The organism is Enterobacter ludwigii (assembly GCA_023023105.1).
In the GTDB taxonomy this organism is placed as follows: Bacteria; Pseudomonadota; Gammaproteobacteria; order Enterobacterales; family Enterobacteriaceae; genus Enterobacter; species Enterobacter adelaidei.
On the sequence record CP083824.1, the window covers coordinates 1,794,628 to 1,818,061 of the forward strand.

The 23,434-nt window shown below is 49.3% G+C and carries 31 protein-coding genes and 2 pseudogenes; 27 read left to right on the top strand and 6 right to left on the bottom strand.

Annotated features, from left to right (window positions below):
- Positions 1 to 42: 42 nt before the first annotated feature.
- The 14 genes from LCD46_08545 (at position 43) to LCD46_08610 (ending at position 7,213) form a co-directional block, all read left to right on the top strand.
- On the top strand, positions 43 to 255 hold the full coding sequence (locus LCD46_08545) for a Cro/CI family transcriptional regulator (GenBank protein UOY72342.1): 213 nt from the start codon (positions 43 to 45) through the stop codon (positions 253 to 255).
- The gene (locus LCD46_08550; GenBank protein UOY72343.1) at positions 255 to 704 is read left to right on the top strand and encodes a hypothetical protein; all 450 of its coding nucleotides are present in this window, start codon (positions 255 to 257) and stop codon (positions 702 to 704) included. The genes LCD46_08545 and LCD46_08550 overlap by 1 nt, the downstream gene beginning before the upstream one ends.
- Positions 705 to 720: 16 nt before the next feature.
- The gene (locus LCD46_08555; protein ID UOY72344.1) at positions 721 to 978 is read left to right on the top strand and encodes a DUF4222 domain-containing protein; all 258 of its coding nucleotides are present in this window, start codon (positions 721 to 723) and stop codon (positions 976 to 978) included.
- Complete coding sequence (locus LCD46_08560) at positions 975 to 1,928, top strand: helix-turn-helix domain-containing protein (GenBank protein ID UOY72345.1); 954 nt, start codon at positions 975 to 977, stop codon at positions 1,926 to 1,928. The genes LCD46_08555 and LCD46_08560 overlap by 4 nt, the downstream gene beginning before the upstream one ends.
- Before the next feature lie 29 nt (positions 1,929 to 1,957).
- On the top strand, positions 1,958 to 2,632 hold the full coding sequence (locus tag LCD46_08565) for a DUF1627 domain-containing protein (GenBank protein UOY72346.1): 675 nt from the start codon (positions 1,958 to 1,960) through the stop codon (positions 2,630 to 2,632).
- A gap of 200 nt (positions 2,633 to 2,832) precedes the next feature.
- Positions 2,833 to 3,093 carry a DUF977 family protein gene (locus LCD46_08570; GenBank protein ID UOY72347.1) on the top strand — a complete coding sequence of 87 codons (261 nt, stop codon included), beginning with the start codon at positions 2,833 to 2,835 and terminating at the stop codon, positions 3,091 to 3,093.
- Positions 3,090 to 3,293: a hypothetical protein gene (locus LCD46_08575; GenBank protein UOY72348.1), complete on the top strand. Its 204-nt coding sequence runs from the start codon at positions 3,090 to 3,092 to the stop codon at positions 3,291 to 3,293. The genes LCD46_08570 and LCD46_08575 overlap by 4 nt, the downstream gene beginning before the upstream one ends.
- A 146-nt stretch (positions 3,294 to 3,439) precedes the next feature.
- Positions 3,440 to 4,090 (top strand): hypothetical protein, encoded by a 651-nt coding sequence (locus LCD46_08580; protein UOY72349.1) that lies wholly within the window; start codon positions 3,440 to 3,442, stop codon positions 4,088 to 4,090.
- Entirely contained in the window at positions 4,071 to 5,174 is a 1,104-nt protein-coding gene (locus LCD46_08585; protein ID UOY72350.1) for an XRE family transcriptional regulator, read from the top strand. The genes LCD46_08580 and LCD46_08585 overlap by 20 nt, the downstream gene beginning before the upstream one ends.
- Positions 5,175 to 5,318: 144 nt before the next feature.
- Positions 5,319 to 5,642 carry a hypothetical protein gene (locus LCD46_08590; GenBank protein ID UOY72351.1) on the top strand — a complete coding sequence of 108 codons (324 nt, stop codon included), beginning with the start codon at positions 5,319 to 5,321 and terminating at the stop codon, positions 5,640 to 5,642.
- Between the two features lie 174 nt (positions 5,643 to 5,816).
- Positions 5,817 to 6,035 carry a hypothetical protein gene (locus LCD46_08595; GenBank protein ID UOY72352.1) on the top strand — a complete coding sequence of 73 codons (219 nt, stop codon included), beginning with the start codon at positions 5,817 to 5,819 and terminating at the stop codon, positions 6,033 to 6,035.
- A 144-nt stretch (positions 6,036 to 6,179) separates the two neighbouring features.
- A complete protein-coding gene (locus tag LCD46_08600) occupies positions 6,180 to 6,473 on the top strand; it encodes a Ref family protein (GenBank protein UOY72353.1) in 294 nt (97 codons plus the stop codon).
- Entirely contained in the window at positions 6,466 to 6,834 is a 369-nt protein-coding gene (locus LCD46_08605; protein UOY72354.1) for a RusA family crossover junction endodeoxyribonuclease, read from the top strand. The genes LCD46_08600 and LCD46_08605 overlap by 8 nt, the downstream gene beginning before the upstream one ends.
- Positions 6,827 to 7,213: an antitermination protein gene (locus LCD46_08610; protein ID UOY72355.1), complete on the top strand. Its 387-nt coding sequence runs from the start codon at positions 6,827 to 6,829 to the stop codon at positions 7,211 to 7,213. Before LCD46_08605 ends, LCD46_08610 begins: the two co-directional genes overlap by 8 nt.
- Here the strand turns inward: LCD46_08610 and LCD46_08615 are convergent.
- A protein-coding gene (locus LCD46_08615) for an IS1 family transposase (GenBank protein ID UOY72356.1) occupies positions 7,148 to 7,845 on the bottom strand; the annotation gives its coding sequence in 2 pieces (ribosomal slippage) (positions 7,148 to 7,596 and positions 7,596 to 7,845; 699 coding nt in all). The genes LCD46_08610 and LCD46_08615 overlap by 66 nt on opposite strands.
- Positions 7,846 to 8,110: 265 nt before the next feature.
- Between LCD46_08615 and LCD46_08620 the strand changes: the two genes are divergently transcribed.
- Positions 8,111 to 9,079 carry an IS5 family transposase gene (locus tag LCD46_08620; protein ID UOY72357.1) on the top strand — a complete coding sequence of 323 codons (969 nt, stop codon included), beginning with the start codon at positions 8,111 to 8,113 and terminating at the stop codon, positions 9,077 to 9,079.
- A gap of 40 nt (positions 9,080 to 9,119) precedes the next feature.
- Here the strand turns inward: LCD46_08620 and LCD46_08625 are convergent, their stop codons facing one another.
- On the bottom strand, positions 9,120 to 9,581 hold the full coding sequence (locus LCD46_08625; GenBank protein UOY72358.1) for a hypothetical protein: 462 nt from the start codon (positions 9,579 to 9,581) through the stop codon (positions 9,120 to 9,122).
- A 940-nt stretch (positions 9,582 to 10,521) separates the two neighbouring features.
- Here LCD46_08625 and LCD46_08630 point away from each other — a divergent pair.
- Genes LCD46_08630 through LCD46_08640 form a run of 3 tightly spaced genes read left to right on the top strand, consistent with a single transcriptional unit; the run spans position 10,522 to position 11,788 of the window.
- Positions 10,522 to 10,737: a class II holin family protein gene (locus tag LCD46_08630; protein UOY72359.1), complete on the top strand. Its 216-nt coding sequence runs from the start codon at positions 10,522 to 10,524 to the stop codon at positions 10,735 to 10,737.
- A complete protein-coding gene (locus tag LCD46_08635) occupies positions 10,737 to 11,273 on the top strand; it encodes a lysozyme (GenBank protein ID UOY72360.1) in 537 nt (178 codons plus the stop codon). Before LCD46_08630 ends, LCD46_08635 begins: the two co-directional genes overlap by 1 nt.
- On the top strand, positions 11,270 to 11,788 hold the full coding sequence (locus LCD46_08640; GenBank protein UOY72361.1) for a hypothetical protein: 519 nt from the start codon (positions 11,270 to 11,272) through the stop codon (positions 11,786 to 11,788). The genes LCD46_08635 and LCD46_08640 overlap by 4 nt, the downstream gene beginning before the upstream one ends.
- 357 nt (positions 11,789 to 12,145) lie before the next feature.
- Here the strand turns inward: LCD46_08640 and LCD46_08645 are convergent, their stop codons facing one another.
- The gene (locus LCD46_08645; protein ID UOY72362.1) at positions 12,146 to 13,114 is read right to left on the bottom strand and encodes an IS5 family transposase; all 969 of its coding nucleotides are present in this window, start codon (positions 13,112 to 13,114) and stop codon (positions 12,146 to 12,148) included.
- A gap of 1,028 nt (positions 13,115 to 14,142) precedes the next feature.
- On the opposite strand from LCD46_08645, the gene LCD46_08650 reads away from it, so the two are divergent.
- The 4 genes and pseudogenes from LCD46_08650 to LCD46_08665 all read left to right on the top strand — a co-directional run bounded on the left by LCD46_08650 (position 14,143) and on the right by LCD46_08665 (position 17,621).
- Positions 14,143 to 14,688 carry a terminase small subunit gene (locus tag LCD46_08650; protein ID UOY72363.1) on the top strand — a complete coding sequence of 182 codons (546 nt, stop codon included), beginning with the start codon at positions 14,143 to 14,145 and terminating at the stop codon, positions 14,686 to 14,688.
- Positions 14,663 to 16,585: a phage terminase large subunit family protein gene (locus LCD46_08655; GenBank protein ID UOY72364.1), complete on the top strand. Its 1,923-nt coding sequence runs from the start codon at positions 14,663 to 14,665 to the stop codon at positions 16,583 to 16,585. Before LCD46_08650 ends, LCD46_08655 begins: the two co-directional genes overlap by 26 nt.
- Positions 16,585 to 16,791, top strand: a complete 207-nt coding sequence (locus LCD46_08660; GenBank protein ID UOY72365.1) for a gpW family protein — start codon at positions 16,585 to 16,587, stop codon at positions 16,789 to 16,791. Before LCD46_08655 ends, LCD46_08660 begins: the two co-directional genes overlap by 1 nt.
- Positions 16,788 to 17,621 (top strand): annotated as a pseudogene (locus LCD46_08665) (phage portal protein). The gene LCD46_08660 and the pseudogene LCD46_08665 overlap by 4 nt, the downstream one beginning before the upstream one ends.
- Positions 17,622 to 17,698: 77 nt before the next feature.
- Here the strand turns inward: LCD46_08665 and LCD46_08670 are convergent.
- Complete coding sequence (locus tag LCD46_08670; protein UOY72366.1) at positions 17,699 to 18,667, bottom strand: IS5 family transposase; 969 nt, start codon at positions 18,665 to 18,667, stop codon at positions 17,699 to 17,701.
- A gap of 33 nt (positions 18,668 to 18,700) precedes the next feature.
- Here LCD46_08670 and LCD46_08675 point away from each other — a divergent pair.
- Positions 18,701 to 19,018, top strand: a pseudogene (locus LCD46_08675) (DUF1983 domain-containing protein).
- Positions 19,012 to 19,329, top strand: a complete 318-nt coding sequence (locus LCD46_08680; protein ID UOY72367.1) for a hypothetical protein — start codon at positions 19,012 to 19,014, stop codon at positions 19,327 to 19,329. The pseudogene LCD46_08675 and the gene LCD46_08680 overlap by 7 nt, the downstream one beginning before the upstream one ends.
- Positions 19,330 to 19,354: 25 nt before the next feature.
- Here the strand turns inward: LCD46_08680 and LCD46_08685 are convergent, their stop codons facing one another.
- Together LCD46_08685 and LCD46_08690 are read right to left on the bottom strand one after the other, a co-directional pair.
- Positions 19,355 to 20,323 carry an IS5 family transposase gene (locus LCD46_08685; protein ID UOY72368.1) on the bottom strand — a complete coding sequence of 323 codons (969 nt, stop codon included), beginning with the start codon at positions 20,321 to 20,323 and terminating at the stop codon, positions 19,355 to 19,357.
- Position 20,324: 1 nt separating this feature from the next.
- Positions 20,325 to 20,561 carry a hypothetical protein gene (locus LCD46_08690; protein UOY72369.1) on the bottom strand — a complete coding sequence of 79 codons (237 nt, stop codon included), beginning with the start codon at positions 20,559 to 20,561 and terminating at the stop codon, positions 20,325 to 20,327.
- Between the two features lie 131 nt (positions 20,562 to 20,692).
- On the opposite strand from LCD46_08690, the gene LCD46_08695 reads away from it, so the two are divergent.
- From LCD46_08695 to LCD46_08705, 3 genes are all read left to right on the top strand, one after another.
- Positions 20,693 to 22,105 (top strand): phage tail protein, encoded by a 1,413-nt coding sequence (locus tag LCD46_08695; GenBank protein ID UOY72370.1) that lies wholly within the window; start codon positions 20,693 to 20,695, stop codon positions 22,103 to 22,105.
- Between the two features lie 128 nt (positions 22,106 to 22,233).
- Positions 22,234 to 22,797 carry a tail fiber domain-containing protein gene (locus tag LCD46_08700; protein ID UOY72371.1) on the top strand — a complete coding sequence of 188 codons (564 nt, stop codon included), beginning with the start codon at positions 22,234 to 22,236 and terminating at the stop codon, positions 22,795 to 22,797.
- Positions 22,798 to 23,012: 215 nt separating this feature from the next.
- Complete coding sequence (locus LCD46_08705) at positions 23,013 to 23,432, top strand: translesion error-prone DNA polymerase V autoproteolytic subunit (GenBank protein UOY72372.1); 420 nt, start codon at positions 23,013 to 23,015, stop codon at positions 23,430 to 23,432.
- The last annotated feature ends 2 nt before the right edge of the window (positions 23,433 to 23,434 follow it).

A 23,434-nucleotide genomic window follows, 5' to 3' on the forward strand; every position in this document is an offset into this window, starting at 1 on the left:
CCTTAACATATAAAGTTAGGAAAACTTACCAAGGAGAACCCAATGAAAACCGAAGATGTAATAAAACACTTTGGGAAAAAAGCCAATGTGGCGAGAGCTCTCAACATCGCTCGATCCTCTGTCAGTGAATGGGGGGAGTTGGTCCCCGAACGACGAGCCGCGCGACTGGAAAAGATAACGGGTGGTGCATTGAAGTACGACTCAGTTTTGTATGAGCACAAAGATAACCCAAAAGATTCAAAGGAGTCTGACTGATGGAAATCAAAAAGCTGGCATGCGAACTGGAGTCCTGGGCGCAGGAAAAGGGTTGGAAGACGGTCACGCAGCTGATAACCCCGCATCACTTTGGTGATTTGCTGCTGACACTCAATGACGTTACCGACCCTGACGAGTACGCGCGCCGACTGCACAACAACAAGCAGGTTATTCAGCGCGCCTTCAGAAACGATACGCCGAATTATCTCAAGCAGGCAGAGGCGCTGAGCTATGCGGTGCGCGCCGCGATTGATAACGAGCTGGAGCAGAAGGACTGCATGCTCTACCGGGCCGCCAGAGTGAACAAAGAATGTATCGAAGCTACCAACGCGGTATTCACCGGGAAACCGCAACCGGTAATCAGGCGTGAAACTCTGGAAGCGATAGACGCGCTGGCGCAGCTGGTGGGCGTAAAGGTTCAAATCATGAACAGCCATCGGGCTGCATAACGTTCTGGAGGCAACTATGCGTACTTCTCAGGAATTAGCGAGCGCACTGGCAGAGCGCATGAAAAACGCGATGAATAACCGACCCGCTCAGGAGCCAGTGGATCGCCGCGGTGAAATCATTCCAGGGAAGCGGTACCGCGACGAACGCGGGCGCATGGTGACTGTTTTACGTGCATCCCAGCTCCGCGTGTCATATCGCCGGGAGGGGCACACCGGCGTCAGTGAAACAGGGCGCCGAGAGTTTGAAATTAAGTTCACTGAGGTGAAGTCGTGAGCGTGAAATTATCTTCCTGGGTGTGGGACGGTTGTGCCGCACAGGGTGTCAAGGGCATAAAACTGCTGGTTATGGCTCGCCTGGCCGATTTTAGCTCGGATGAGGGAGTGTGCTGGCCGTCTGTTGCCACCATTGCCCGCCAGCTTGGGGCCGGGCGCAGCACTGTGATAACTGCGATAACCCAGCTTGAGGCAGACGGATGGTTAACCCGTACCGAACGTCGAAACGGCCAGCGCAGCGGCACTAATTTATACACGCTGAATGCTGAAAAATTACGCACGGCGGCAGCATATTTTCAGGGTTCAGATTCTGAACGTTCAAAATCTGGACACCCATTAAACAAGGGGTTAGCCAACCCTGATGATTCAGATTCTGAACATTCAGGTTCTGAACGTTCAAATCCCGAACGTTCAGAAAACGCGAATAAACAGGGTTCTCAGGGTTCAGAATCTGGACACGATCCGTCAGTAACTACAGATCCATCATTAAAACAGATCTCTTCGTCCGGAAATTCTGGCGAATCTCCAGACGGCGAAGATTCAGCCAAAAAAATACCTGCCACGAAAAAATGGGGCACACCAGAAGATCATCAATGCGCAAGCTGGATATTTTCCAGGATCCGAACCCTGTATGAACAAGCAGCCGAAACCGATGGTGAAGTTGCTCGCCCAAGAGAACCAAACTGGAACGCATGGGCAAACGAGATCCGGCTGATGCGCACTATCGACGGGCGCACGCACCGCCAGATTTGCGACATGTTCAAGCGAGTCCAGAGCGACCCGTTCTGGTGCCGAAACGTGCTAAGCCCCGCGAAGTTGCGTGAAAAATGGGATGACCTTGTACTGAAACTGGCACCTGTCGCTCATAGCGGAGTGATGCGCAGTTCTTTTGACGATGAATATTACAAAAACGACATTGAGGCCGCGGCAAAAGCGGGCTTCAGGGTCTGATCTAACTGAATTTTATCAGGAGAATATTTATGGAAACCGTACTTGATGCACTGAAAGCCATGAAAAAAGCGACATATCGCGAAGTTGCTGCCCGTCTGGATATCGAGCCTGTTGAAGCGCTGAACATGCTGCGCGAGCAGAAAGAACAGGGGTTATGTGATTTTTACGATGGGGCATGGTCTCTTGGTACCATGCAAGAGCAGGCCAGGCAACCGACCAAACCGCAGGTAGCGGCGTCAGCATATCAGGATCCGCGCCTGAAAGGTGATGAACCAGCACCGGTTGATGCTGTGACCATCCGCCAGCTGCTTGGAACGAGCGGCGCTATGACCACCGCGGCGCTGGCTGCAGCTGTAAATCGTAATGCCCGCGGCATGGTCTCTGTAATGCTGTCTTTTGAGCGCCAGGGCGTGGTTATCAAAAATGGGAAGGGGAAGGGCGTGACATGGTCTCTGCCTGGAGCCGGTGAGGCCGCAGGCGCTACAGCCGAAGCTGCGCAGCCAGAAAAAACAACTGCAGAAATTATTGAGACCATCCCGGCATTTGCTTCCCGTCCGGATGACCTGATTATTCCGTTATCCCGTTATATCTCCAGTGAAATCCGCCGAACAAAAGCGAAGCTGTCAAACCTGCAGCGTCTGCAGGGGGCTGTTCGGGAACTGCGCCGCCATAAGCATCTGCTGGAGGGGCTGGGGAATGAATAATTTACCGAAATGTCCTCAATGCGGCATGGCCCCTTCACTGAGGGTTCGCAGCCGGGGAATTAACTGGGGTTCAGCAGAGGTCCGCTGTTCGAACGGTTGCCCTGGCATCCGAGCGGGATTTTCGTTCCCGCCTGATGGTGAGGCAGCGGCCCGGCAGTTGCTTCAGGATAAATGGAAAGAGCTTGTGGGAGGAATCAACGATGCCACGACCAAAAACTCATGAAGAGCGCACGGTGATGATTAACCGGATTATCGAACTGGTGAAAGAGCAGGGCCGTATCACGACGAAGGACGTCGTCGCGATGTTTAACCTGCACCGAACCACGGCAGAGAAGTACATCCGGATCGCCGTGCAACGTGGAGAGCTTATCCGCTACGGTCGCTGCGGTATTTTTCGTGACGATCGCGCAATCATCGAATTTGACCTGAAGCGATTTTCGCACAGTAAGGCGGCAGTATGAGCAATATCAAAACCCATACCGGAACCATCATCACCAAAGATGGCGAGAAAACCGTGCAGTTGCGCGAGACTCCAACAACCCGGTGTGTTGGCCGCACTGAAACCTACCGGAAAACAGATGGCCGCCGTAGCGGCGCGCCGCTGACATCGCGCCGACTGATTCTGAGCAGCATTAAGCCAATCGAAGGCGGTACTGCCTGACCTCTTTAACTAGGGCGTGCTTTGTTGAAAAGTGATCTACAAAACGAAAGGTGGCGACAATACCTTTTTTCATTTCGGTTGGTTGACAAAATCGAGAAAGTGCGAAAATATATGGTTTACGAATTCCAAAAAAAGCGAAACTTGAAATGAGTGATCATCAGCTAGCACCTTGTTGGGAATTTCAGCCCTATCTCGCTGAAAAAAATGTCCGTCAACTGTTGGCAGAAATCGCTAACGTACTTGAGCAATTGTATTACCACAAGCACACCTTAGACAGCAATTGGTCTGAGGGTGTGAGAGCTTATGATTGGGTCAGAAATCATCTCATTCAAAGTGAAGGAACGATTCCAGGTCTTGAAATGGTATCGAAGGGTCTGGACTATGTAGTTGCTTTAAATAAAGTACCATTGCAATTCTCCAAAGACTGTATCAACAATCCCAAGAAGCGACATCGCCTCCTTAGAAACAAAGTCGAGTGCGAGCAACTTTCTTTATTCGGTGATGTAGAAGCCGAGCAAGATATTACATGGCGAATTTTAGCAGAGCCATTTATATCCGTAGAGGAAGATGGTGAGCTGGAATCAACACTGCCTCGTTGGGAGGTGGCGCTTGTTGGATTTAATGCATATGGTGCTCAGATAAGTATGATTTCACATCAATCTACTGCTTCAGTACCACTTATGCCTCTTGATTCCAATACCTTCCCAGACGAAGCTGAGATTGGTAAGGCGCATCTTCGTCGTCGTAACAAAGATCAAGATTTGGATGTGAGCAGCAATGGAACATCAGGTGATTGACTTCACTGATTATCGTGGGGATAAGCTCAAGCTAGCTAGGATGGCTGTTGGGCTTTCTTGCGAAGAGTTAGCAGAGAAAATTGGCAAAACAAAACAATTCGTTAGCAAGCTCGAGAAAGGGTTTAGACCATCAGAGCAAATGTTAGAGTTAATATCTGCCGCTCTAATGATTAAACCCGATTTTCTTTTTACTGAACGGAAGTATGCATTAGAAAGTGATGTATGCCATTTTCGTAGTAAGAAATCTCGAACTCAAACGCTGACTAATAGTGTTCTAGCTAGGGCTGAGATACTTAACATTATAATTTCTGCGGTTGAAGGAGAAATAGAGTTCCCTGAAGTCAGTATCCCGGAACATCCTGGAGCTGATCTGCTGACTCCTAATGATATAGAACGTGTGGCTGAGGATTGCCGCCGCGCCTGGAATTTAGGTCTGGGTCCAATCTCATCTATGGTTAAATTGGCAGAGAGTTTGGGCGTTATCGTAGCCCATGTTACAGGAGTAGATGACCGTGTTGATGCTTTCACTGTCCATAATAATCGGCCAGTTATCATTAGAAACAATGTCAAAAAAAGCATCTGCAGATTTCGTTCGGATTTAGGGCATGAATTAGGCCACTTGGTTATGCATGAAGGTATAACTACAGGTGATAAGCTGACTGAATCTCAAGCTGATCGATTCTCTAGTGCTTTGCTAGTTCCGCGGTTGTCCTTCATTAAGGAGTTTCCGCGGATCAGAGGGAAGCAATTTGATTGGAACGCCTTGGTCCAATTCAAATTAAGGTGGAAAATTAGCCTTAAAATGTGCATTTATCGAGCCAGTGCTTTGGGATTACTAACCCAAGAGCAAGCAAGAACAGGCTATATGCATCTGAACTCTAAAGGGTTTACAAAAGTTGAACCAGGTGATGAACTCTTACGACCCGAAGAGCCAAGTATGTTTGCAGAAGCGATCGATATGTTGGACGATGCAACATGGATTAAAATACTTATGAAAACTGGGTTGAGCCAAGAACTAATTAGAGAATTGTTCTCCGTTAATCGACCGATTTCGAATCCTAAAAATTTTCTCCAACTTGTGTGAATCATTCTTACAGAGCCCGCTGCTAGCGGGTTTTTTTATACCCTCGGTCGACATGAATTTAACAATTCGTGCTCTTAAAGCGTTGATCAATCTGGCTCTCAGGTGTACTGTATAAATACACAGTACTTGTCGCAGGGGGTTATCATGGGTTTTCCATCACCAGCAGCAGACTACGCAGAACAGATGCTCACTATCACCAGCCTTTGCGGGTATGACGGCAACTGCCGAACCATCGAAACATCAGCCGGGTACGCGATCATAAGCGTCGCCAGAAAGCCGGAAGTGGGAGACACAGTCCTGGTTTCGTTCTGTGGCAGTCTGGACTTCGCAAAAGTCCAGGGGAAAGCGCTGATCACTCAGGATGGAGAGGCTATCGAGGGCGATGCGCTGGACGATACAACCGTAATGGGCGTGGTAACTCACCTCCTGAATCGTGTGACCGATACCGATAATCGGCCTGTGATTTAAAAGGCTGGATCTGATTCATGAGTCTTGAAAGCAGATCGGTTAGACAGGTCAATTACAGTTAATTGATCTTTCTAACCTATTAGAAATCTGGTTAGCGGAAACCTTAATGAAATCAGTTCACAGGGAGAAAAGGACCGCCCCCGCAAGGGGAAATCCATTTTTAGGGATGTGCCCATGAAATTGAACGAATTTGCAGCCGGTCTCACCAAAGACGGAATACTTGTTTTATGTCTTAATGATGGTGAAATAACAGATTACTTGGTGACCAGAAAGGCATTGCGCACACTGATTCGCCAGGAAGAGGGTGGGCTTTCAGCCCAGATTCTGGACGAAGAAGATCGGATAATAAACTTAAACTCTTTGCCAGAAGCACTTAAGGTTCTCAAGCCGTAAGTGTTGATTTATAATAATCAAGCGGGCTGAACACCCACTGATTACTGCGCCAACCTTAGGAATCAAAATGGCGCAGAGCATTACTCTAAACAACTCTCACCGCCCGTCTATGTGCGGTGTTCCTGCTTATGCTGGTGGTCCAGCATGAAGAAAGCAGATAGCCTCCATCTTTCACGTGTGGCCGCACTGGGCTGCATTGTGTGCAGAAATCTGCAGTTGGGCGAAACGCCTGCTGAAATTCACCATATCCGAACCGGGCAGGGCACAAGTCTACGTGCTGACCATCGGAAATCAATTCCCCTTTGTCATACCCACCATCGCAACGGCGGTTATGGTGTGGCCATTCATGCTGGCCGTAAGCAATGGGAGAAAAACTTCGGTACCGAGTTGCAGCTGCTGGAGCAGGTCCAGTTAGAGCTGGGAGTGTTCTATGCCTAAATACATCATCACTCCTGTCGGTAAACCCCGCATGACTCGCCGCGATAAATGGAAACAGCGCCCGCCAGTGATGCGCTATCGCATGTTTTGCGATGAAGCCCGCCTGCATGGAATCCGGGTGCCGGAGAGCGGTGCCCATATCACCTTCGTTTTGCCGATGCCGCCGAGCTGGAGCAAGAAAAAGCGCGAAGCTATGGACGGCCAGCCCCATCAGCAAAAGCCCGATCTGGACAACTTAAAAAAATCTCTGTTGGACGCCTTGTTTGAGGATGATTCCCATATCTGGGGCACCCGGACATCAAAAATATGGGGCGAAACCGGAATGATAATTATCGAAGACATTGGAGAGAAAAATGCGTGACATGTACGAGGTAATGGACCGCTGGGGTGCCTGGGCTGCAGCTGATAGCAGTGGAGTCGACTGGCAACCCATAGCTGCTGGTTTTAAAGGATTACTGCCGCACGGTAAAAAGTCACGCCTGCAATGTGATGACGATGAAGGGATAATGATTGATAGTTGTGTCGCGCGTCTTAAGAAGTATAAGCCTGACGAATACGAGTTAATAATCGTTCACTTTGTAGCCGGAATTTCTTTAAGAGCAATCGCCAAGAAAAGGAAATGCTCAGACGGAACAGTAAGAAAAGACCTCCACACGGCCGGTAATGACTCCAACTTACTGATAGTGTTTTATGTTCAGATAATGCCCGATGACTTTGTCATGCAGCTCCACCGATTTTGAGAACGACAGTGACTTCCTGCCCAGCCTTGCCAGATGCTGCCTCAGATTCAGGTTATGCCGCTCAATGCGCTGCGTATATCGCTTGCTGATAACGTGCAGTTCTCCCTTCAGGCGTGATTCATACAGCGGCCAGCCATCCGTCATCCATACCACGACCTCAAAGGCCGACAGCAGGCCCAGAAGACGCTCCAGCGTGGCCAACGTGCGTTCACCGAATACGTGCGCCACAACCGTCCTCCGTATCCTGTCATACGCGTAAAACAACCAGCGCTGGCGTGATTTAGCGCCGACGTAACCCCACTGTTCGTCCATTTCCGCGCAAACAATGACGTCACTGCCCGGTTGTATGCGTGAGTTTACCGACTGCGGCCTGAGTTTTTTAAGTGTCGTAAAATCGTGTTGAGGCCAACGCCCATAATGCGTGCACTGGCGCGACATCCGACGCCATTCATGGCCATATCAATGATTTTCTGATGCGTACCGGGTTGAGAAGCGGTGTAAGTGAACTGTAGCTGCCATGTTTTACGGCAGTGAGAGCAGAGATAGCGCTGATGTCCGGCAGTACTTTTACCGTTACGCACCACGCCTTCAGTAGCTGAACAGGAGGGACAGCTGATAGAAACAGAAGCCACTGGAGCACCTCAAAAACACCATCATACACTAAATCAGTAAGTTGGCACCATTACCCACACGGCCTTGGGGTTTATTAATGGAGTATTGTCCTTAGTTGAACAAGCATAAATTACTTCTTCTTCAACGGGCGGAGGACTTGTAAAGCCTCCGCTGCTCTATCTACGATTTCATCGTTAGGAATGTCAGGGAGACTGAACCTATCCCTTTCATTTTTAAGTTTGTTTAAGAGATAGGCTTTGTTGAATAAATCGAACTTTTGCTGAGTTGAAGGATCAGATCACGCATCCTCCCGACAACACAGACCATTCCGTGGCAAAGCAAAAGTTCAGAATCACCAACTGGTCCACCTACAACAAAGCTCTCATCAACCGTGGCTCCCTCACTTTCTGGCTGGATGATGAGGCGATTCAGGCCTGGTATGAGTCGGCAACGCCTTCATCACGAGGAAGGCCCCAGCGCTATTCTGATCTCGCCATCACCACCGTTCTGGTGATTAAACGCGTATTCCGGCTGACCCTGCGGGCTGCGCAGGGTTTTATTGATTCCATTTTTGCCCTGATGAACGTTCCGTTGCGCTGCCCGGATTACACCAGTGTCAGTAAGCGGGCAAAGTCGGTTAATGTCAGTTTCAAAACGTCCACCCGGGGTGAAATCGCACACCTGGTGATTGATTCCACCGGGCTGAAGGTCTTTGGTGAAGGCGAATGGAAAGTCAGAAAGCACGGCAAAGAGCGCCGTCGTATCTGGCGAAAGTTGCATCTTGCTGTTGACAGCAACACACATGAAGTTGTCTGTGCAGACCTGTCGCTGAATAACGTCACGGACTCAGAAGCCTTCCCGGGCCTTATCCGGCAGACTCACAGAAAAATCAGGGCAGCCGCGGCAGACGGGGCTTACGATACCCGGCTCTGTCACGATGAACTGCGCCGCAAAAAAATCAGCGCGCTTATTCCTCCCCGAAAAGGAGCAGGTTACTGGCCCGGTGAGTACGCAGACCGCAACCGTGCCGTTGCTAATCAGCGGCTGAGCGGAAGCAATGCACGGTGGAAATGGACAACGGAATATAACCGTCGCTCGATAGCGGAAACGGCAATGTACAGAATGAAGCAGTTGTTGGGAGATTCACTGACGCTGCGTGACTACGATGGTCAGGTAGCGGAAGCTATGGCCATGGTGCGTGCGTTGAACAGGATGACAAAGGCTGGGATGCCAGAAAGCGTGCGTATTGCCTGAAAATCCAGCCAGCTACAGGGTCGTTCGCACGAAATCTTATTTATTCAACAAAGCCTAAGAGATAGTAAAGACTCAACATGCTGTAAAGCATAGATTCTTCTTTGGCGCGGCATTTTATATTATCAGTTTTCCAGCTGTCACAGACGTAATTATATTTTTCTTTTATTTGATTCATTAGTAGTAAACAATTTTTCAAAGCTATTCTTGTATCCCTGTTGAAATGAGAGTAAACATCATTAATGTTTTTTTCCAAAAGGATAGGGTTGAATCTTTTACCGAGAGAGATATGCTGAAAATTGTTCGGTTTCATCATTCTAGTATAAATGCTTTCACTTGTTACTTTGATCGACCTTTCCAGAATAGAAAGCTCATCTTCAAGTTCAAGAAGAACATTTTTCTTAAGTGTTTTTATTCTTGCTTTTTCTTTTCTCCCTTCAATATGACCTGTAAAAAAAATGCCAAGAATGAACGTCAGAAATGGGAAGATGTCTTTGAAGCTCATCGCTAATCCAGGGAAATTGGTTTGCTACCATCATAAGAAAAAACTAACGCGTACGCAAAAACTATCGTAAGCTGTTAAGAGTAGTCTCTTCGAAATCTGCTTAAGCACCTCTTGCAACTCCAAAAAAGCGATCTTTATCAAAGATATATCCACAGTGCTTTGCTATTGCTGTCCTTCAGTTAACGCAAGGAGAAGCTGTATGGGTATTTGTGCTGTCTGTGAATGTTCTTTAAACGATTCACAAGATGCTGTGCATAATGGTGTTGACTATAAGTCTTGCCCAAAGTGCTCGGCAGATGCAGGTGTGCATGTGTTTTATAAAACTGAAGACTTTGGGTTCAGGGATATGGGCGATGGTAGGCACATTGTTCAGTCGTGGTGTCCTTCTTGCCGATCTGGGGAAAACCCATCTATCCCTGAAGCGTTCAGATGTAAGTGACTAAAATAATTTTCACAAGGCTGCCAGTAGGCGGCCTTTTTGTTTCCCATAGTTCTGATAGGTCTCGCGACAGGCAATCATTGACTGTGGGAATGAATGAGACGTATTTTATTTGCGTGGTGAATCCTTTCTAAGCGAAAGGGCGTTCCAGTCAACTGCTATCTGCAGGTATGCGCGCGGCTTTGCTGACTGGGGTAGAGTCACCGGGAGGCACCCGGCACCATGACTACAATAATACAAGCTTCAAATTCCTTGAGAGCCTGCCATAAAAAGCAGGCCTTTTTTTATGGTTTTGCAAACTGCTGCTACTCTTTGAGTTGTGGGAAGTAACTGAATGCCCTGTGGTTCTCCTGGACCGATAGTGAATCAGCCGATACAGCTTCACTCCTGAGCATAGGCCTTACTCACACCTACCTTACAAATAGTCAACTCATTAGCCCGCCTTCAAAAGCGGGCTTTTTTTATTCTCACGACAGCACCCGCATAGAGCGAGGTGAGAGCATGTATCGAATGGACAAAATAACTACTGGCATTTCCTACGGCGCATCGGGAGGTAGTGCCATTTACTGGTTTAGAAGACTTCTTGATGGTTACTCCCCTGAGCAGTGGGCGGCTATAGGTGTGATCGGTAGTTTACTGTTCGGCTTGCTCACCTTTCTCACCAACCTCTATTTCCAAATCAAAGCAGACCGTCGAAGAGCTGCGCGAGGTGAATGATGTCTAATAAATCAAAACTCAGCGCAGTAGTGCTGGCACTAATCGCATCAGGTGCATCTGCTCCACTCATTTTTGACCAGTTCATCAGCGAGAAAGAAGGCAATGCGCTGGTGGCCGTTGTTGATCCGGGTGGGGTCTGGTCTTTATGTCACGGCGTGACCGTTATCGATGGCAGGCGTGTTGTTAAGGGCATGACGGCCACTGAGGAACAATGCCGGAAGCTTAACGCTATTGAACGCGATAAGGCATTAACCTGGGTTGATCGCAATATCAAAGTGCCTCTGACAGAGCCGCAGAAGGTAGGTATAGCATCCTTCTGCCCGTACAACATTGGCCCGGGTAAATGTTTCCCTTCGACCTTCTATAAGCGAATCAACGAAGGTGACCGTAAAGGAGCATGCGAAGCGATCCGCTGGTGGATTAAAGACGGTGGACGTGATTGCCGCCTGACCAAAGGCCAGAAAAATGGCTGCTATGGACAGGTTGAGCGGCGTGAACAGGAAAGCTCGCTGGCGTGCTGGGGGCTGGACCAATGAAAATTAATCCGGGTCTTATCTGCGTTGTTGTTATTGCTGGCCTTTCGGTCGCTCTCGCTAAGAGTTGCTCAAACGCCAGTAGCCTTCAGAGCGATAATGACGTTCTGCGAAGTGACAACGCTTTGCAGGGGCAGGTGATTGCCATACAGGCGTTCAATTTCAATCGATTCAATCAGGTTGCAGAACAAGCCAACAGGCTTAACTCCCTGATCGACATCAGCACCGAAGAAACCGTAATCGAATACCGGGAGATTCTCCGCCGTGAAAAAACCTGTGATCTGCCTGTTCCTGCTGACATTGCTGGCGGGTTGCTCGAATACGCGCACCGTTTACGTGCCAGCGCCTTGCACACCGATACCAGCAGACCTGACGCAGCCGATGATCGTGCCGTTGCCACCAGCTCAATGACATATTGCCAGGCAGTGCTCTGGATAAAACCACTATTGGCCTTGATTGAGAAGGGCAACAATAACCTGGCTGGCATAAGGCAAATCGAGTTGGAAAGAAAGCACTAGGGATGGCTCGTCCTTGAGCACACGGGTATTCCTGAACGACGGCTTTACCTGACATAGCAAAGCACTATTAAATTGTAGAAAAGACTCAATATTTAACAAGCGAAGCGCAGCATTGTAAAAAAAAAGCCCCCGCATGGAGGGCTACCAGAGTCTCAGTTTCACTTGCTCTTTTTATAGATGCTTCCCTAGAATGGCAAACTCCACATCAGAGTCTTGAATAGCCTGGCACTTAACTTAGGATCAACAAGCGTAAGCGGAAACGATTGAGAACTTTCTTAGGCCCGCAATGCTATGTGTGCATCGGCTTTGTTGAATAAATAAGATTTCGTGCGAACGACCCTGTAGCTGGCTGGATTTTCAGGCAATACGCACGCTTTCTGGCATCCCAGCCTTTGTCATCCTGTTCAACGCACGCACCATGGCCATAGCTTCCGCTACCTGACCATCGTAGTCACGCAGCGTCAGTGAATCTCCCAACAACTGCTTCATTCTGTACATTGCCGTTTCCGCTATCGAGCGACGGTTATATTCCGTTGTCCATTTCCACCGTGCATTGCTTCCGCTCAGCCGCTGATTAGCAACGGCACGGTTGCGGTCTGCGTACTCACCGGGCCAGTAACCTGCTCCTTTTCGGGGAGGAATAAGCGCGCTGATTTTTTTGCGGCGCAGTTCATCGTGACAGAGCCGGGTATCGTAAGCCCCGTCTGCCGCGGCTGCCCTGATTTTTCTGTGAGTCTGCCGGATAAGGCCCGGGAAGGCTTCTGAGTCCGTGACGTTATTCAGCGACAGGTCTGCACAGACAACTTCATGTGTGTTGCTGTCAACAGCAAGATGCAACTTTCGCCAGATACGACGGCGCTCTTTGCCGTGCTTTCTGACTTTCCATTCGCCTTCACCAAAGACCTTCAGCCCGGTGGAATCAATCACCAGGTGTGCGATTTCACCCCGGGTGGACGTTTTGAAACTGACATTAACCGACTTTGCCCGCTTACTGACACTGGTGTAATCCGGGCAGCGCAACGGAACGTTCATCAGGGCAAAAATGGAATCAATAAAACCCTGCGCAGCCCGCAGGGTCAGCCGGAATACGCGTTTAATCACCAGAACGGTGGTGATGGCGAGATCAGAATAGCGCTGGGGCCTTCCTCGTGATGAAGGCGTTGCCGACTCATACCAGGCCTGAATCGCCTCATCATCCAGCCAGAAAGTGAGGGAGCCACGGTTGATGAGAGCTTTGTTGTAGGTGGACCAGTTGGTGATTCTGAACTTTTGCTTTGCCACGGAATGGTCTGTGTTGTCGGGAGGATGCGTGATCTGATCCTTCAACTCAGCAAAAGTTCGATTTATTCAACAAAGCCGTGTGCATCACGTAAAGCCGACTGCAGGCATTAGAATGACAGAACAAAAGAAGCAAGCTCTTCATGGGAGAAGCCACTGAGCGATACAGGTTAAACGAACATCCAATTTGAAAATATTGAACAGCAGAAGTTTAAAGTTAGAACGGTATAAAAATGTTGTGGGTAAACGCTATAATTGGTGTATAACCCAATAAAAGAGTGTAATTCGAATGTTCATCTTTAATGAAAACCTCAATGATGTTTTTTTTCTCAGCCTTTTATCGGCTATCGTTTTTTTGAGCTCGATGCTGATTTTATATGGGCTTCAAATGAGAAGGTTAACGATCTTGTGTGCTTTTCTATTGATGATCTCAAGTGTTGCTGCTGTAATGCATTTTTGAATCGTTAACCCCTGTTACAAGGATGGGAAAAGTGTTGTCAGTGGTAAAAGGTTCGACCTTAGCAACTTTTTTTGTTGGTCTGTCGCCTGTTCTCTGCCTTATATTATTTGCTGAGTCGGTTTACATGTTTAATTTGGGGTATAAGACCCTGGCTATAACATTGATGATTTTATCTGTTGTTTTGGTTGTGTCATATTTGATATTGACAAACGCTTTATCTGTTAATTTGATGTAGGGCAATTATAAACTCCAAAAAATGTATGTTTAATTAATATTCCAAATATGCCTCGCCAAAGTTGGGCTTTAGTATTTTTATCGAACGAGCAACGTGCTGAAGCCTAGCGGGTTGATATGAAGGTAGCATCGAAGCCCGAACATGAGATTGCCCTAAGCTTTCCGGGTCCTTTTCGGCTATCTGACATGTTACGGGGCGGCGACCTCGCAGGTTCTCGCTATTTATGAAAATTTTCAGGATTTTGCCTTTTCCGTTCTTCTTCTTGCTAAGTATCTGTCTTTGCTGGGTATAACCCACCACAAGAAAGGAAGTGTTAAAGCCTGGTAGTAGTCATTTTACCCGGCATGGTTTCCTTACCCTGTGTTTCGCCTGGAGTTCGTCATGGAGGTCAATAAAAAACGCCTTTCCGAGATTTTTGGTGTCAGCATCCGCACGATCCAGAACTGGCAGGATCAGGGAATGCCAGTTGCGCGCGGTGGTGGAAAAGGTAATGAAGTGCTTTATGACTCTGCCGCCGTAATCGAATGGTATTCCGCCCGTGACGCAGCGATAGAAAACGAAAAGCTGCGCAAAGAGGTTGAACAGCTGAGAGTTGATTCAGAATCAGACCTTGTGCCTGGCACGATTGATTATGAGCGCCATAGGCTTACCCGAGCCCAGGCTGATGCTCAGGAACTAAAAAATGCAAAAGAGTCCGCTGAGGTGGTGGAGACCGCATTCTGCACGTTCGTGCTGTCGCGGATAGCCGGAGAAATTGCCAGTATCCTTGATGGAATACCTCTGTCGGTTCAGCGGCGCTTTCCGGAACTGGAAAATCGACATATTGATTTCCTCAAGAAGGACATCATAAAAGCCATGAACAAAGCAGCTGCGCTGGATGAAATGATACCGGGGTTGCTGAGTGAATATATCGAACAGTCAGGTTAAGGGGCTACAGCACTCCGCGCGCTCGGGGCTCCGTTCGTTGTACCGACCAGAACCGCAAACGGCGGTTGAGTGGGCAGACGAAAATTATTACCTTCCAAAAGAGTCTGCTTATCAGGAAGGGCGCTGGGAAACGCTGCCGTTTCAGCGTGCGATAATGAATGCGATGGGTAATGACTATATCCGCGAGGTAAATGTCGTTAAGTCTGCCCGAGTAGGCTATTCAAAAATGCTGCTCGGCGTGTATGCGTATTTCATCCAGCATAAACAACGTAACTCGCTTATCTGGTTACCTACCGACGGTGATGCAGAAAACTTCATGAAATCCCATGTCGAACCGACAATCCGGGACATCCCCTCACTGCTGGCGCTGGCGCCCTGGTACGGTAAAAAGCACCGGGACAACACGTTGAGTATGAAACGTTTCTCGAATGGGCGAGGTTTCTGGTGCCTCGGTGGTAAAGCTGCAAAAAACTACCGTGAAAAATCTGTTGATGTGGCGGGTTATGACGAGCTGGCGGCATTTGACGATGATATCGAGAAAGAGGGCTCTCCAACGTTCCTGGGGGATAAACGTATTGAAGGGTCGGTCTGGCCTAAATCGATACGAGGATCCACACCCAAAATTAAAGGGACATGCCAGATTGAACGTGCCGCCAAGGAGTCAGAGCATTTCTTGCGCTTCTATGTTCCCTGCCCACATTGTAGGGAGGAGCAGTTCCTTAAATTCGGCGATAAAGAGACGCCATTCGGGTTCAAATGGGCGCCGGGCGATCCTGCCAGCGTTATATATCTGTGTGAACACAATGCCTGCGTAATTAAACAGCAGGAGCTCGATTTTTCGCAGGCGCGGTACATATGTGATGAAACCGGGATCTGGACGCGAGACGGACTTTGCTGGTTTTCATCATCGGGTGCCGAAATTGATCCGCCTGACAGCGTAACCTTTCATATCTGGACGGCCTATAGCCCCTTCACAACCTGGGTGCAAATCGTCAAGGACTGGATCAAGACCAAAGGGGACACGGGAAAGCGTAAGACGTTCGTCAACACAACGCTTGGTGAAACGTGGGAGCCTAAAATTGGTGAGCGTCCTGATGCTGAGGTGATGGCCGAACGTATTGAGCACTTCGGTGCCAGGGTGCCGGAGCGCGTGGCCTATCTTACTGCCGGTATTGACTCACAGCTTGACCGTTACGAAATGCGTGTCTGGGGCTGGGGGCCTGGTGAGGAAAGCTGGCTTATCGACAAAATTATCATTATGGGGCGACATGATGATGAATCCACGCTTCTGAGGTTGGATGAGGCGATCAACAAAACCTATCCGAGGCCTAACGGTGTTGAGATGCTTATTTCCCGCATCTGCTGGGATATCGGTGGCATAGACCCAACGATTGTTTATAACCGCTCGAAAAAGCATGGTCTGTTTCGTGTCATCCCCGTTAAAGGCGCATCTGTCTACGGTAAGCCCGTGGCGAATATGCCTCGTAAGCGTAACAAGAACGGCGTTTATCTCACTGAGGTAGGAACAGACACCGCGAAAGAGCAAATTTATAACCGTTTCACGCTGGTGGCAGAAGGCGACGAACCGCTGGCGGGAGCGGTTCACTTCCCTAATAACCCTGAAATATATGATTTAGCTGAGGCTCAGCAGCTTACGGCTGAAGAGCAGGTTGAGAAGTGGGTAGACGGGAAGAAAAAAATCGTCTGGGACAGTAAAAAACGACGAAATGAGGCGCTTGACTGTTTTGTCTATGCACTTGCAGCTCTGCGGATAAGTATCTCCCGCTGGCAGCTGGATCTGGATTCTCTTCTGGCCAGCTTACGGGAAGAAGACACTGGCCGTAAAAATAATAAATCTCTGGCGGATTATGCCAGGGCATTAGCGGGAGATGAATAATGGCAACACAGGCTGAACTGGATGCCGCGCGCGCAGCGTTACATGATCTGATGATGGGAAAACGGGTTGCGACGGTACAGAAAGACGGTCGAAGGGTGGAATTTACGGCGACGTCAGTCAGCGATCTGAAAAAGTACATCGCCGATCTAGAGTCACAGGTCGGTACCACTTCACGACGCCGCGGGCCGGCAAGGTTCTACGCATGAAAATTCCTTCTTTAGTTGGTCCCGACGGGAAAACCTCCCTGAGGGAATATGCAGGCTATCACGCCGGTGGCGGCGGATTCGGTGGGCAGCTAAATGCCTGGAATCCCCAGAGTGAAAGTGCCGACGCCGCACTTCTGCCGAACTTCGCCCGGGGGAATGCCCGTGCTGATGATCTGGTCCGTAACAATGGTTATGCGGCAAACGCCGTTCAGCTTCACCAGGATCACATCGTCGGGTCTTTTTTCAGACTGAGTTACTGCCCGAGCTGGCGTTATCTCGGCATTAAAGAAGAGGAAAGCCGGGCATTTGCCAGGGAGGTGGAGGCCGCCTGGTATGAATATGCGGAGGATGACTTTTGCGGGATTGATGCCGAGCGCAAGCGTACCTTTACGATGATGATCCGTGAAGGCGTTGCGACGCACGCATTTAACGGTGAACTGTGCGTCCAGCCCACCTGGGACAGTGATTCATCGCGACTTTTTCGCACGCAATTTAAAATGGTTAGTCCAAAACGCGTGAGTAATCCCGGTAATACAGGTGACACGCGTAACTGTCGCGCGGGTGTCAAAATCAGTGATAGCGGCGCAGCGCTGGGGTACTACGTCAGTGAAGACAGCTACCCTGGCTGGATGTCGCAAAAATGGACCTATATACCACGGGAACTGCCGGGCGGAAGGCCATCATTCATCCATATTTTTGAACCGCTTGAGGATGGACAGACCCGCGGCGCAAACGTGTTTTACAGCGTGATGGAGCAGATGAAAATGCTCGACACCCTGCAAAATACTCAGCTCCAGAGCGCAATTATAAAAGCTATGTATGCGGCGACAGCCGATCGTTACCCGCGTTGGGGCTTTGTTGAATAAATCAGATTTCGGGTAAGTCTCCCCCGTAGCGGGTTGTGTTTTCAGGCAATACGCACGCTTTCAGGCATACCTGCTTTCGTCATTTTGTTCAGCGCTCGTACCAGGGCCATAGCCTCTGCAACCTGACCATCGTAGTCACGCAGTGTCAGTGAACCTCCGAACAGCTGTTTTACCCGGTACATCGCCGTTTCCGCTATCGAGCGACGGTTATAATCTGTTGTCCATTTCCACCGCGCATTACTCCCGGTCAGCCGCTGATTCGCAACAGCACGGTTACGGTCTGCATATTCACCGGGCCAGTAACCCGCGCCTTTTCGGGGCGGGATAAGCGCGCTGATTTTCTTACGCCGCAGTTCATCGTGACAGAGCCGGGTGTCGTAAGCGCCGTCTGCCGATGCTGCCCTGATTTTTCTGTGAGTCTGCCGGATAAGACCCGGGAAGGCTTCTGAGTCCGTCACATTGTTCAGCGACAGGTCTGCACAGATGATTTCATGTGTGTTGCTGTCAACTGCCAGATGCAACTTTCGCCAGATACGGCGGCGTTCCTGGCCATGTTTTTTGACTTTCCATTCGCCTTCACCAAAGACCTTCAGCCCGGTGGAATCAATCACCAGATGCGCGATTTCACCCCGGGTGGGCGTTTTGAAACTGACATTAACCGACTTTGCGCGCTTGCTGACACTGGTGTAATCCGGGCAGCGCAACGGAACATTCATCAGTGTAAAAATGGAATCAATAAAACCCTGTGCAGCCCGCAGGGTCAACCTGAACACGCGTTTAATGACCAGAACGGTGGTGATGGCGAGATCAGAATAGCGCTGAGGTCTTCCCCGTGATGAAGGCGTTGCCGACTCATACCAGGCCTGAATAGCTTCATCATCCAGCCAGAAAGTTATGGAGCCACGGTTGATGAGGGCTTTATTGTAGGTGGGCCAGTTGGTGATTTTGAACTTTTGCTTTGCCACGGAACGGTCTGCGTTGTCGGGAAGATGCGTGATCTGATCCTTCAACTCAGCAAAAGTTCGATTTATTCAACAAAGCCCCGCGTTGGTTTCAACGCTAACCAGTTCGTGCTGATGAGTGGCAGTGGTGATACCCAGTATTCACCGTTCGCGGTGATAAATGGCCAGGTATTTATCAGCTCGGCGTTTATTCAGGATGGCACGATCACCAATGCCAAAATCGGCAATTTCATCCAGTCAAATAATTATGTTGCAGGGTCGCAGGGATGGCGAATTGATAAAAACGGGACGTTCGAAATTAACGGCGTAGCTGGAGGGGGGAGAATGCTGATAACCAGCACTCTTATTCAGATTTACGACAGCAACAACGTGCTGCGCGTCAGAATGGGGTTATGGTAATGCCGCAGGGTTTACAATGCTGGGATAGTGCAGGGCGTATTGCTGTAGATCTAACTGATTATGCAATCAGATATATAGGGAGCACATCTGTAACGTTTGCTGCTGGAGAAACAGTAAAAGACGTTTACTTTTCGGGTATAACTCAGGATGGCTCATTTATAACGATTGTAACGACGGGGGTCACTGCGAATGAATATTACTGCCGCGCTTTTAATGGCGGCTTCACTGCATTCTATTTACCAACCACTGGTAGCCCTGCATTCACTTTCACAGTTGAGGTGGCTTTGTTGAATAAATCAGATTTCGGGTAAGTCTCCCCCGTAGCGGGTTGTGTTTTCAGGCAATACGCACGCTTTCAGGCATACCTGCTTTCGTCATTTTGTTCAGCGCTCGTACCAGGGCCATAGCCTCCGCAACCTGACCATCGTAGTCACGCAGCGTCAGTGAACCCCCGAACTGCTGTTTTACCCGGTACATCGCCGTTTCCGCTATCGAGCGACGGTTGTAATCTGTTGTCCATTTCCACCGCGCATTACTCCCGGTCATTCGCTGATTCGCAACAGCACGGTTACGGTCTGCATATTCACCGGGCCAGTAACCCGCGCCTTTTCGGGGCGGGATAAGCGCGCTGATTTTCTTACGCCGCAGTTCATCGTGACAGAGCCGGGTGTCGTAAGCGCCGTCTGCCGATGCTGCCCCGATTTTCCGGTGGGTTTGCCGGATTAACCCGGGGAAGGCCTCTGAGTCCGTAACGTTGTTCAGCGACAGGTCAGCGCAGATGATTTCATGTGTTTTACTGTCAACGGCGAGATGCAGCTTACGCCAGATACGGCGGCGTTCCTGGCCATGCTTTTTGACTTTCCACTCGCCTTCACCGAAGACCTTCAGCCCGGTGGAATCAATTACCAGGTGTGCGATTTCACCCCGGGTGGGCGTTTTGAAACTGACATTAACCGACTTTGCCCGCCTGCTGACACAGCTGTAATCCGGGCAGCGTAGCGGAACGTTCATCAGAGAAAAAATGGAATCAATAAAGCCCTGCGCAGCGCGCAGGGTCAGCCTGAATACGCGTTTAATGACCAGCACAGTCGTGATGGCAAGGTCAGAATAGCGCTGAGGTCTGCCTCGTGAAGAAGGTGTTGCTGACTCATACCAGGCCTGAATAGCTTCATCATCCAGCCAGAAAGTTATGGAGCCACGGTTGATGAGGGCTTTATTGTAGGTGGGCCAGTTGGTGATTTTGAACTTTTGCTTTGCCACGGAACGGTCTGCGTTGTCGGGAAGATGCGTGATCTGATCCTTCAACTCAGCAAAAGTTCGATTTATTCAACAAAGCCACATGACGGCTAAAAATACCATTGCTGCTATCAGAAATAACGTTAACTTTCCTTTTTACACAGTCGATGTTGACGTGAATATCACCACCAAGTGATAAGCGCGCTGCATCTACTGGGTAATCCATTTTGAAATTATATTCTTTTTCATGGCCAGAGCAGCCAAACATAAAAAATGTAATGGCTGTGAGTAAAAGACGAGTTTTCATATAATTCCCTTTTGTTGTTATGGGTGAATTTTAATCTAATGATGTGTTTTTTCTCAAACACAAAAGGGTTTTTATCCTCAAAAATTTGACCTCGCTCCGGCGGGGTTTTTTATTGCCCGAAAGGAGCGCATATGTCTGCAGGAACTATCACCCTGACAAACGGGTCCGCTATTGTTGGCGGTTCAGGAATCTCATTCGCAACCGAACTTGCCGCAGGTGACTTTATTGTCTCAACTGTGGGTGGTGTACCTTATACGCTGCCGGTGAAATCGGTCGAGAGCAATACCCAGCTGACGCTGGTCAGCAACTTTACCGGGCCAACGCAATCCGGTGCGGCCTGGTCAGCAGTTCCCCGCGTGGCGCTGAACATGGTAACTGCCGCGCTGGTGGCGCAAAGTGCTGAAGCACTGCGTGGACTGAATTACGACAAACAGAACTGGCAGCAGGTTTACAGCGCCGCCGGAAACATCACAGTGAAGCTGCCAGACGGCACTACCTTCACCGGCCCGTCATGGAAATATCTGTCTGACAATATGGCGACTAAGAGCGGCGGGGCCGTACCTGTTAATCAGGGCGGTACCGGATCGACAACCGCATCAGGCGCTCGCACAAACCTCGGTTTAGGCACATTCGTTACCCAAGAAGATCAGAGCATCGTCTATGGTCCGTCGCAGGATCATGCGCTTGTCGTACGAAAAGACGAATGGGGCGTCGTTGTTTCGGATAATGGTAATCCGGTACCACTCGGAACCCGTTATGGTGGAACGGGTGCAACCACCGGAGATTACTGGGGAGCCTGTACTAACATTGGAGCCATTAGACAAAAGACAGCACGGTTTGCGCCTGGTGATACACCTACGAACATTTACTGGAAAAACAGTACCGGTTTCATTACTGGCCAGGTTGAAGGTGGAGCCGTAGGGGCATGGATTGATATTACCTCTGCCGATGAAGCCGCCCGAATGCAGCTAATAGGTTTTTATGGCGACAATAATGGTAAACGTGGGTTCGGTTACAAGGTCTATAACCCCAACTCTCAGTCCTGGTACAATCTCGCCGTAGTGCGTGATACAAGCAACACAACCGTAGATAGCAACGGGTTTATCAAAATCGCGTCACCAATCGTGAAGATTTACGGTGACGGACGATATGATACTAACGATGAAACAGAAGGCGTCACGGTCACTCGTCTGGATGTAGGCCAATATCTCATTGATGGGTGCGAAGCACTCAATTCTGATGCTGCCTGGGGCGGCATTGATGGTGGTTTTGATATCCCCACAGACCGCAACAAACAGCCCCTGATCTGGCTGGATTATGAGGTTAATGCTGCCGGTTCAGTGTTAGTGAAAACCTATCACCGCACGCATCCAGACGCACCATCATTTGCCAGAAATGAAAAGGACGGAGTGAGTAATGGCGATCCTGTCGACATTCCGCGCGACCAGTTTGTGTCCGTTCGTGTCGAAATGCCTGCTGATTCCTTATACAACAAAAAACACAGAGCTGCAGAGCAGGCCCTCACTGCCGATAAAGTTGAATAAAGGTCGGTTTAGGAAACAGTGCCACCAGGAACGTCGGAACAACTGCGGGAGCTGTGGCGGCCGGGGATGATTCGCGACTAAACACCATTAACGGAAAGACGGGCGGGTCTGTTAAAGGTGATTACATTGTGCTTGATAATAATTACGGGCACACCACGCAACTTATGACGTATAACCCCGGTACCGCTGGCACTCATTTCGGCGGGATGATAATGAAAAGGCCAAACTCTCAGGGTTATATTTCAAGCCAATATACAACCACTGATTACGAGGTGGCATCTGTAGCTATCGGAATTGATGCGCCAAGTGGAAGCGTCTCATGGATTTTCAACCGCAATGGACAAGCCGTGGGTAACTGGCAACCACCTTCCGATCGCAGAATTAAACACAATATTAAACGTATTGCCGATCCGTTAACTGCAATGCGTTCATTATCAGGATGTGAATGGGACTGCCTTGATAATGGATTGCATGGATATGGTTTCATAGCTCAGGAAGTTGAGGACTCATTCCCGCAAGCTGTGACAGTGGCGGGGGATATTAAGCTGAATGATGGATCCATTGTAGAGGACGCGAAAACGGTAGATACGTTCGGCCTCTCGTCCGCGCTTCATCACGAAGCTATTCTTGCCTTAATGGATCAAATTGAAGATTTAAAGAAACAGGTAGAGGCGTTGCAGTCCGGAAGTTGAGTAAACCGCCGCCCATCGCATGCAGGAATGGTCGGCGGCTAAAATCTGCTCATTAAGAGTTACTGCCATAAAATTTACAAAACTCATAACTCGAAGCGCGTGAGAAACTTAGAAACGAAACGGCGAAGCTTTAAGCAGCCGCTGCTGAGCCTGCATCTTGCGGACACTTACAAATAAAACTACTGTATATAAAAACAGTATTTGAGGTGTGTGCAATGGAATTCATCAGGCCAACAGAACTGCGAGAAATTATCGCTCTTCCGCTTTTCAGTGACTTAGTACAGTGTGGTTTCCCAAGCCCCGCAGCTGATTACGTTGAACAGCGTATCGATCTCAATGAGCTACTTGTCGCTCATCCGAGTTCCACCTATTTCGTCAAAGCCGCAGGTGATTCAATGATCGAAGCCGGGATCAGCGACGGCGACCTGCTGGTGGTGGACAGCTCCAGGACTGCTGAGCACGGTGACATTGTCATCGCTGCGGTGGAAGGGGAGTTCACTGTTAAACGCCTGCAGCTGCGCCCGACCGTCCAGCTCATTCCAATGAACAGCGCCTACTCACCGATCATCGTCGGTAGCGAGGACACTCTCGATGTGTTTGGTGTCGTGACTTTCATCGTTAAATCTGCGAGCTGAAC

Bases quoted from the DNA above. Each gene is read 5' to 3' on its own strand.
- LCD46_08550 (UOY72343.1), top strand. From the start codon at position 255: ATGGAAATCAAAAAGCTGGCATGCGAACTGGAGTCCTGGGCGCAGGAA.
- LCD46_08610 (UOY72355.1), top strand. From the start codon at position 6,827: ATGCGTGACATGTACGAGGTAATGGACCGCTGGGGTGCCTGGGCTGCA.
- LCD46_08600 (UOY72353.1), top strand. From the start codon at position 6,180: ATGAAGAAAGCAGATAGCCTCCATCTTTCACGTGTGGCCGCACTGGGC.
- LCD46_08555 (UOY72344.1), top strand. From the start codon at position 721: ATGCGTACTTCTCAGGAATTAGCGAGCGCACTGGCAGAGCGCATGAAA.
- LCD46_08630 (UOY72359.1), top strand. From the start codon at position 10,522: ATGTATCGAATGGACAAAATAACTACTGGCATTTCCTACGGCGCATCG.
- LCD46_08580 (UOY72349.1), top strand. From the start codon at position 3,440: ATGAGTGATCATCAGCTAGCACCTTGTTGGGAATTTCAGCCCTATCTC.
- LCD46_08640 (UOY72361.1), top strand. From the start codon at position 11,270: ATGAAAATTAATCCGGGTCTTATCTGCGTTGTTGTTATTGCTGGCCTT.
- LCD46_08545 (UOY72342.1), top strand. From the start codon at position 43: ATGAAAACCGAAGATGTAATAAAACACTTTGGGAAAAAAGCCAATGTG.
- LCD46_08565 (UOY72346.1), top strand. From the start codon at position 1,958: ATGGAAACCGTACTTGATGCACTGAAAGCCATGAAAAAAGCGACATAT.
- LCD46_08625 (UOY72358.1), bottom strand. From the start codon at position 9,581: ATGAGCTTCAAAGACATCTTCCCATTTCTGACGTTCATTCTTGGCATT.
- LCD46_08695 (UOY72370.1), top strand. From the start codon at position 20,693: ATGTCTGCAGGAACTATCACCCTGACAAACGGGTCCGCTATTGTTGGC.
- LCD46_08680 (UOY72367.1), top strand. From the start codon at position 19,012: ATGGTAATGCCGCAGGGTTTACAATGCTGGGATAGTGCAGGGCGTATT.
- LCD46_08650 (UOY72363.1), top strand. From the start codon at position 14,143: ATGGAGGTCAATAAAAAACGCCTTTCCGAGATTTTTGGTGTCAGCATC.
- LCD46_08595 (UOY72352.1), top strand. From the start codon at position 5,817: ATGAAATTGAACGAATTTGCAGCCGGTCTCACCAAAGACGGAATACTT.
- LCD46_08585 (UOY72350.1), top strand. From the start codon at position 4,071: ATGGAACATCAGGTGATTGACTTCACTGATTATCGTGGGGATAAGCTC.
- LCD46_08590 (UOY72351.1), top strand. From the start codon at position 5,319: ATGGGTTTTCCATCACCAGCAGCAGACTACGCAGAACAGATGCTCACT.
- LCD46_08660 (UOY72365.1), top strand. From the start codon at position 16,585: ATGGCAACACAGGCTGAACTGGATGCCGCGCGCGCAGCGTTACATGAT.
- LCD46_08635 (UOY72360.1), top strand. From the start codon at position 10,737: ATGTCTAATAAATCAAAACTCAGCGCAGTAGTGCTGGCACTAATCGCA.
- LCD46_08705 (UOY72372.1), top strand. From the start codon at position 23,013: ATGGAATTCATCAGGCCAACAGAACTGCGAGAAATTATCGCTCTTCCG.
- LCD46_08690 (UOY72369.1), bottom strand. From the start codon at position 20,561: ATGAAAACTCGTCTTTTACTCACAGCCATTACATTTTTTATGTTTGGC.
- LCD46_08575 (UOY72348.1), top strand. From the start codon at position 3,090: ATGAGCAATATCAAAACCCATACCGGAACCATCATCACCAAAGATGGC.
- LCD46_08570 (UOY72347.1), top strand. From the start codon at position 2,833: ATGCCACGACCAAAAACTCATGAAGAGCGCACGGTGATGATTAACCGG.
- LCD46_08605 (UOY72354.1), top strand. From the start codon at position 6,466: ATGCCTAAATACATCATCACTCCTGTCGGTAAACCCCGCATGACTCGC.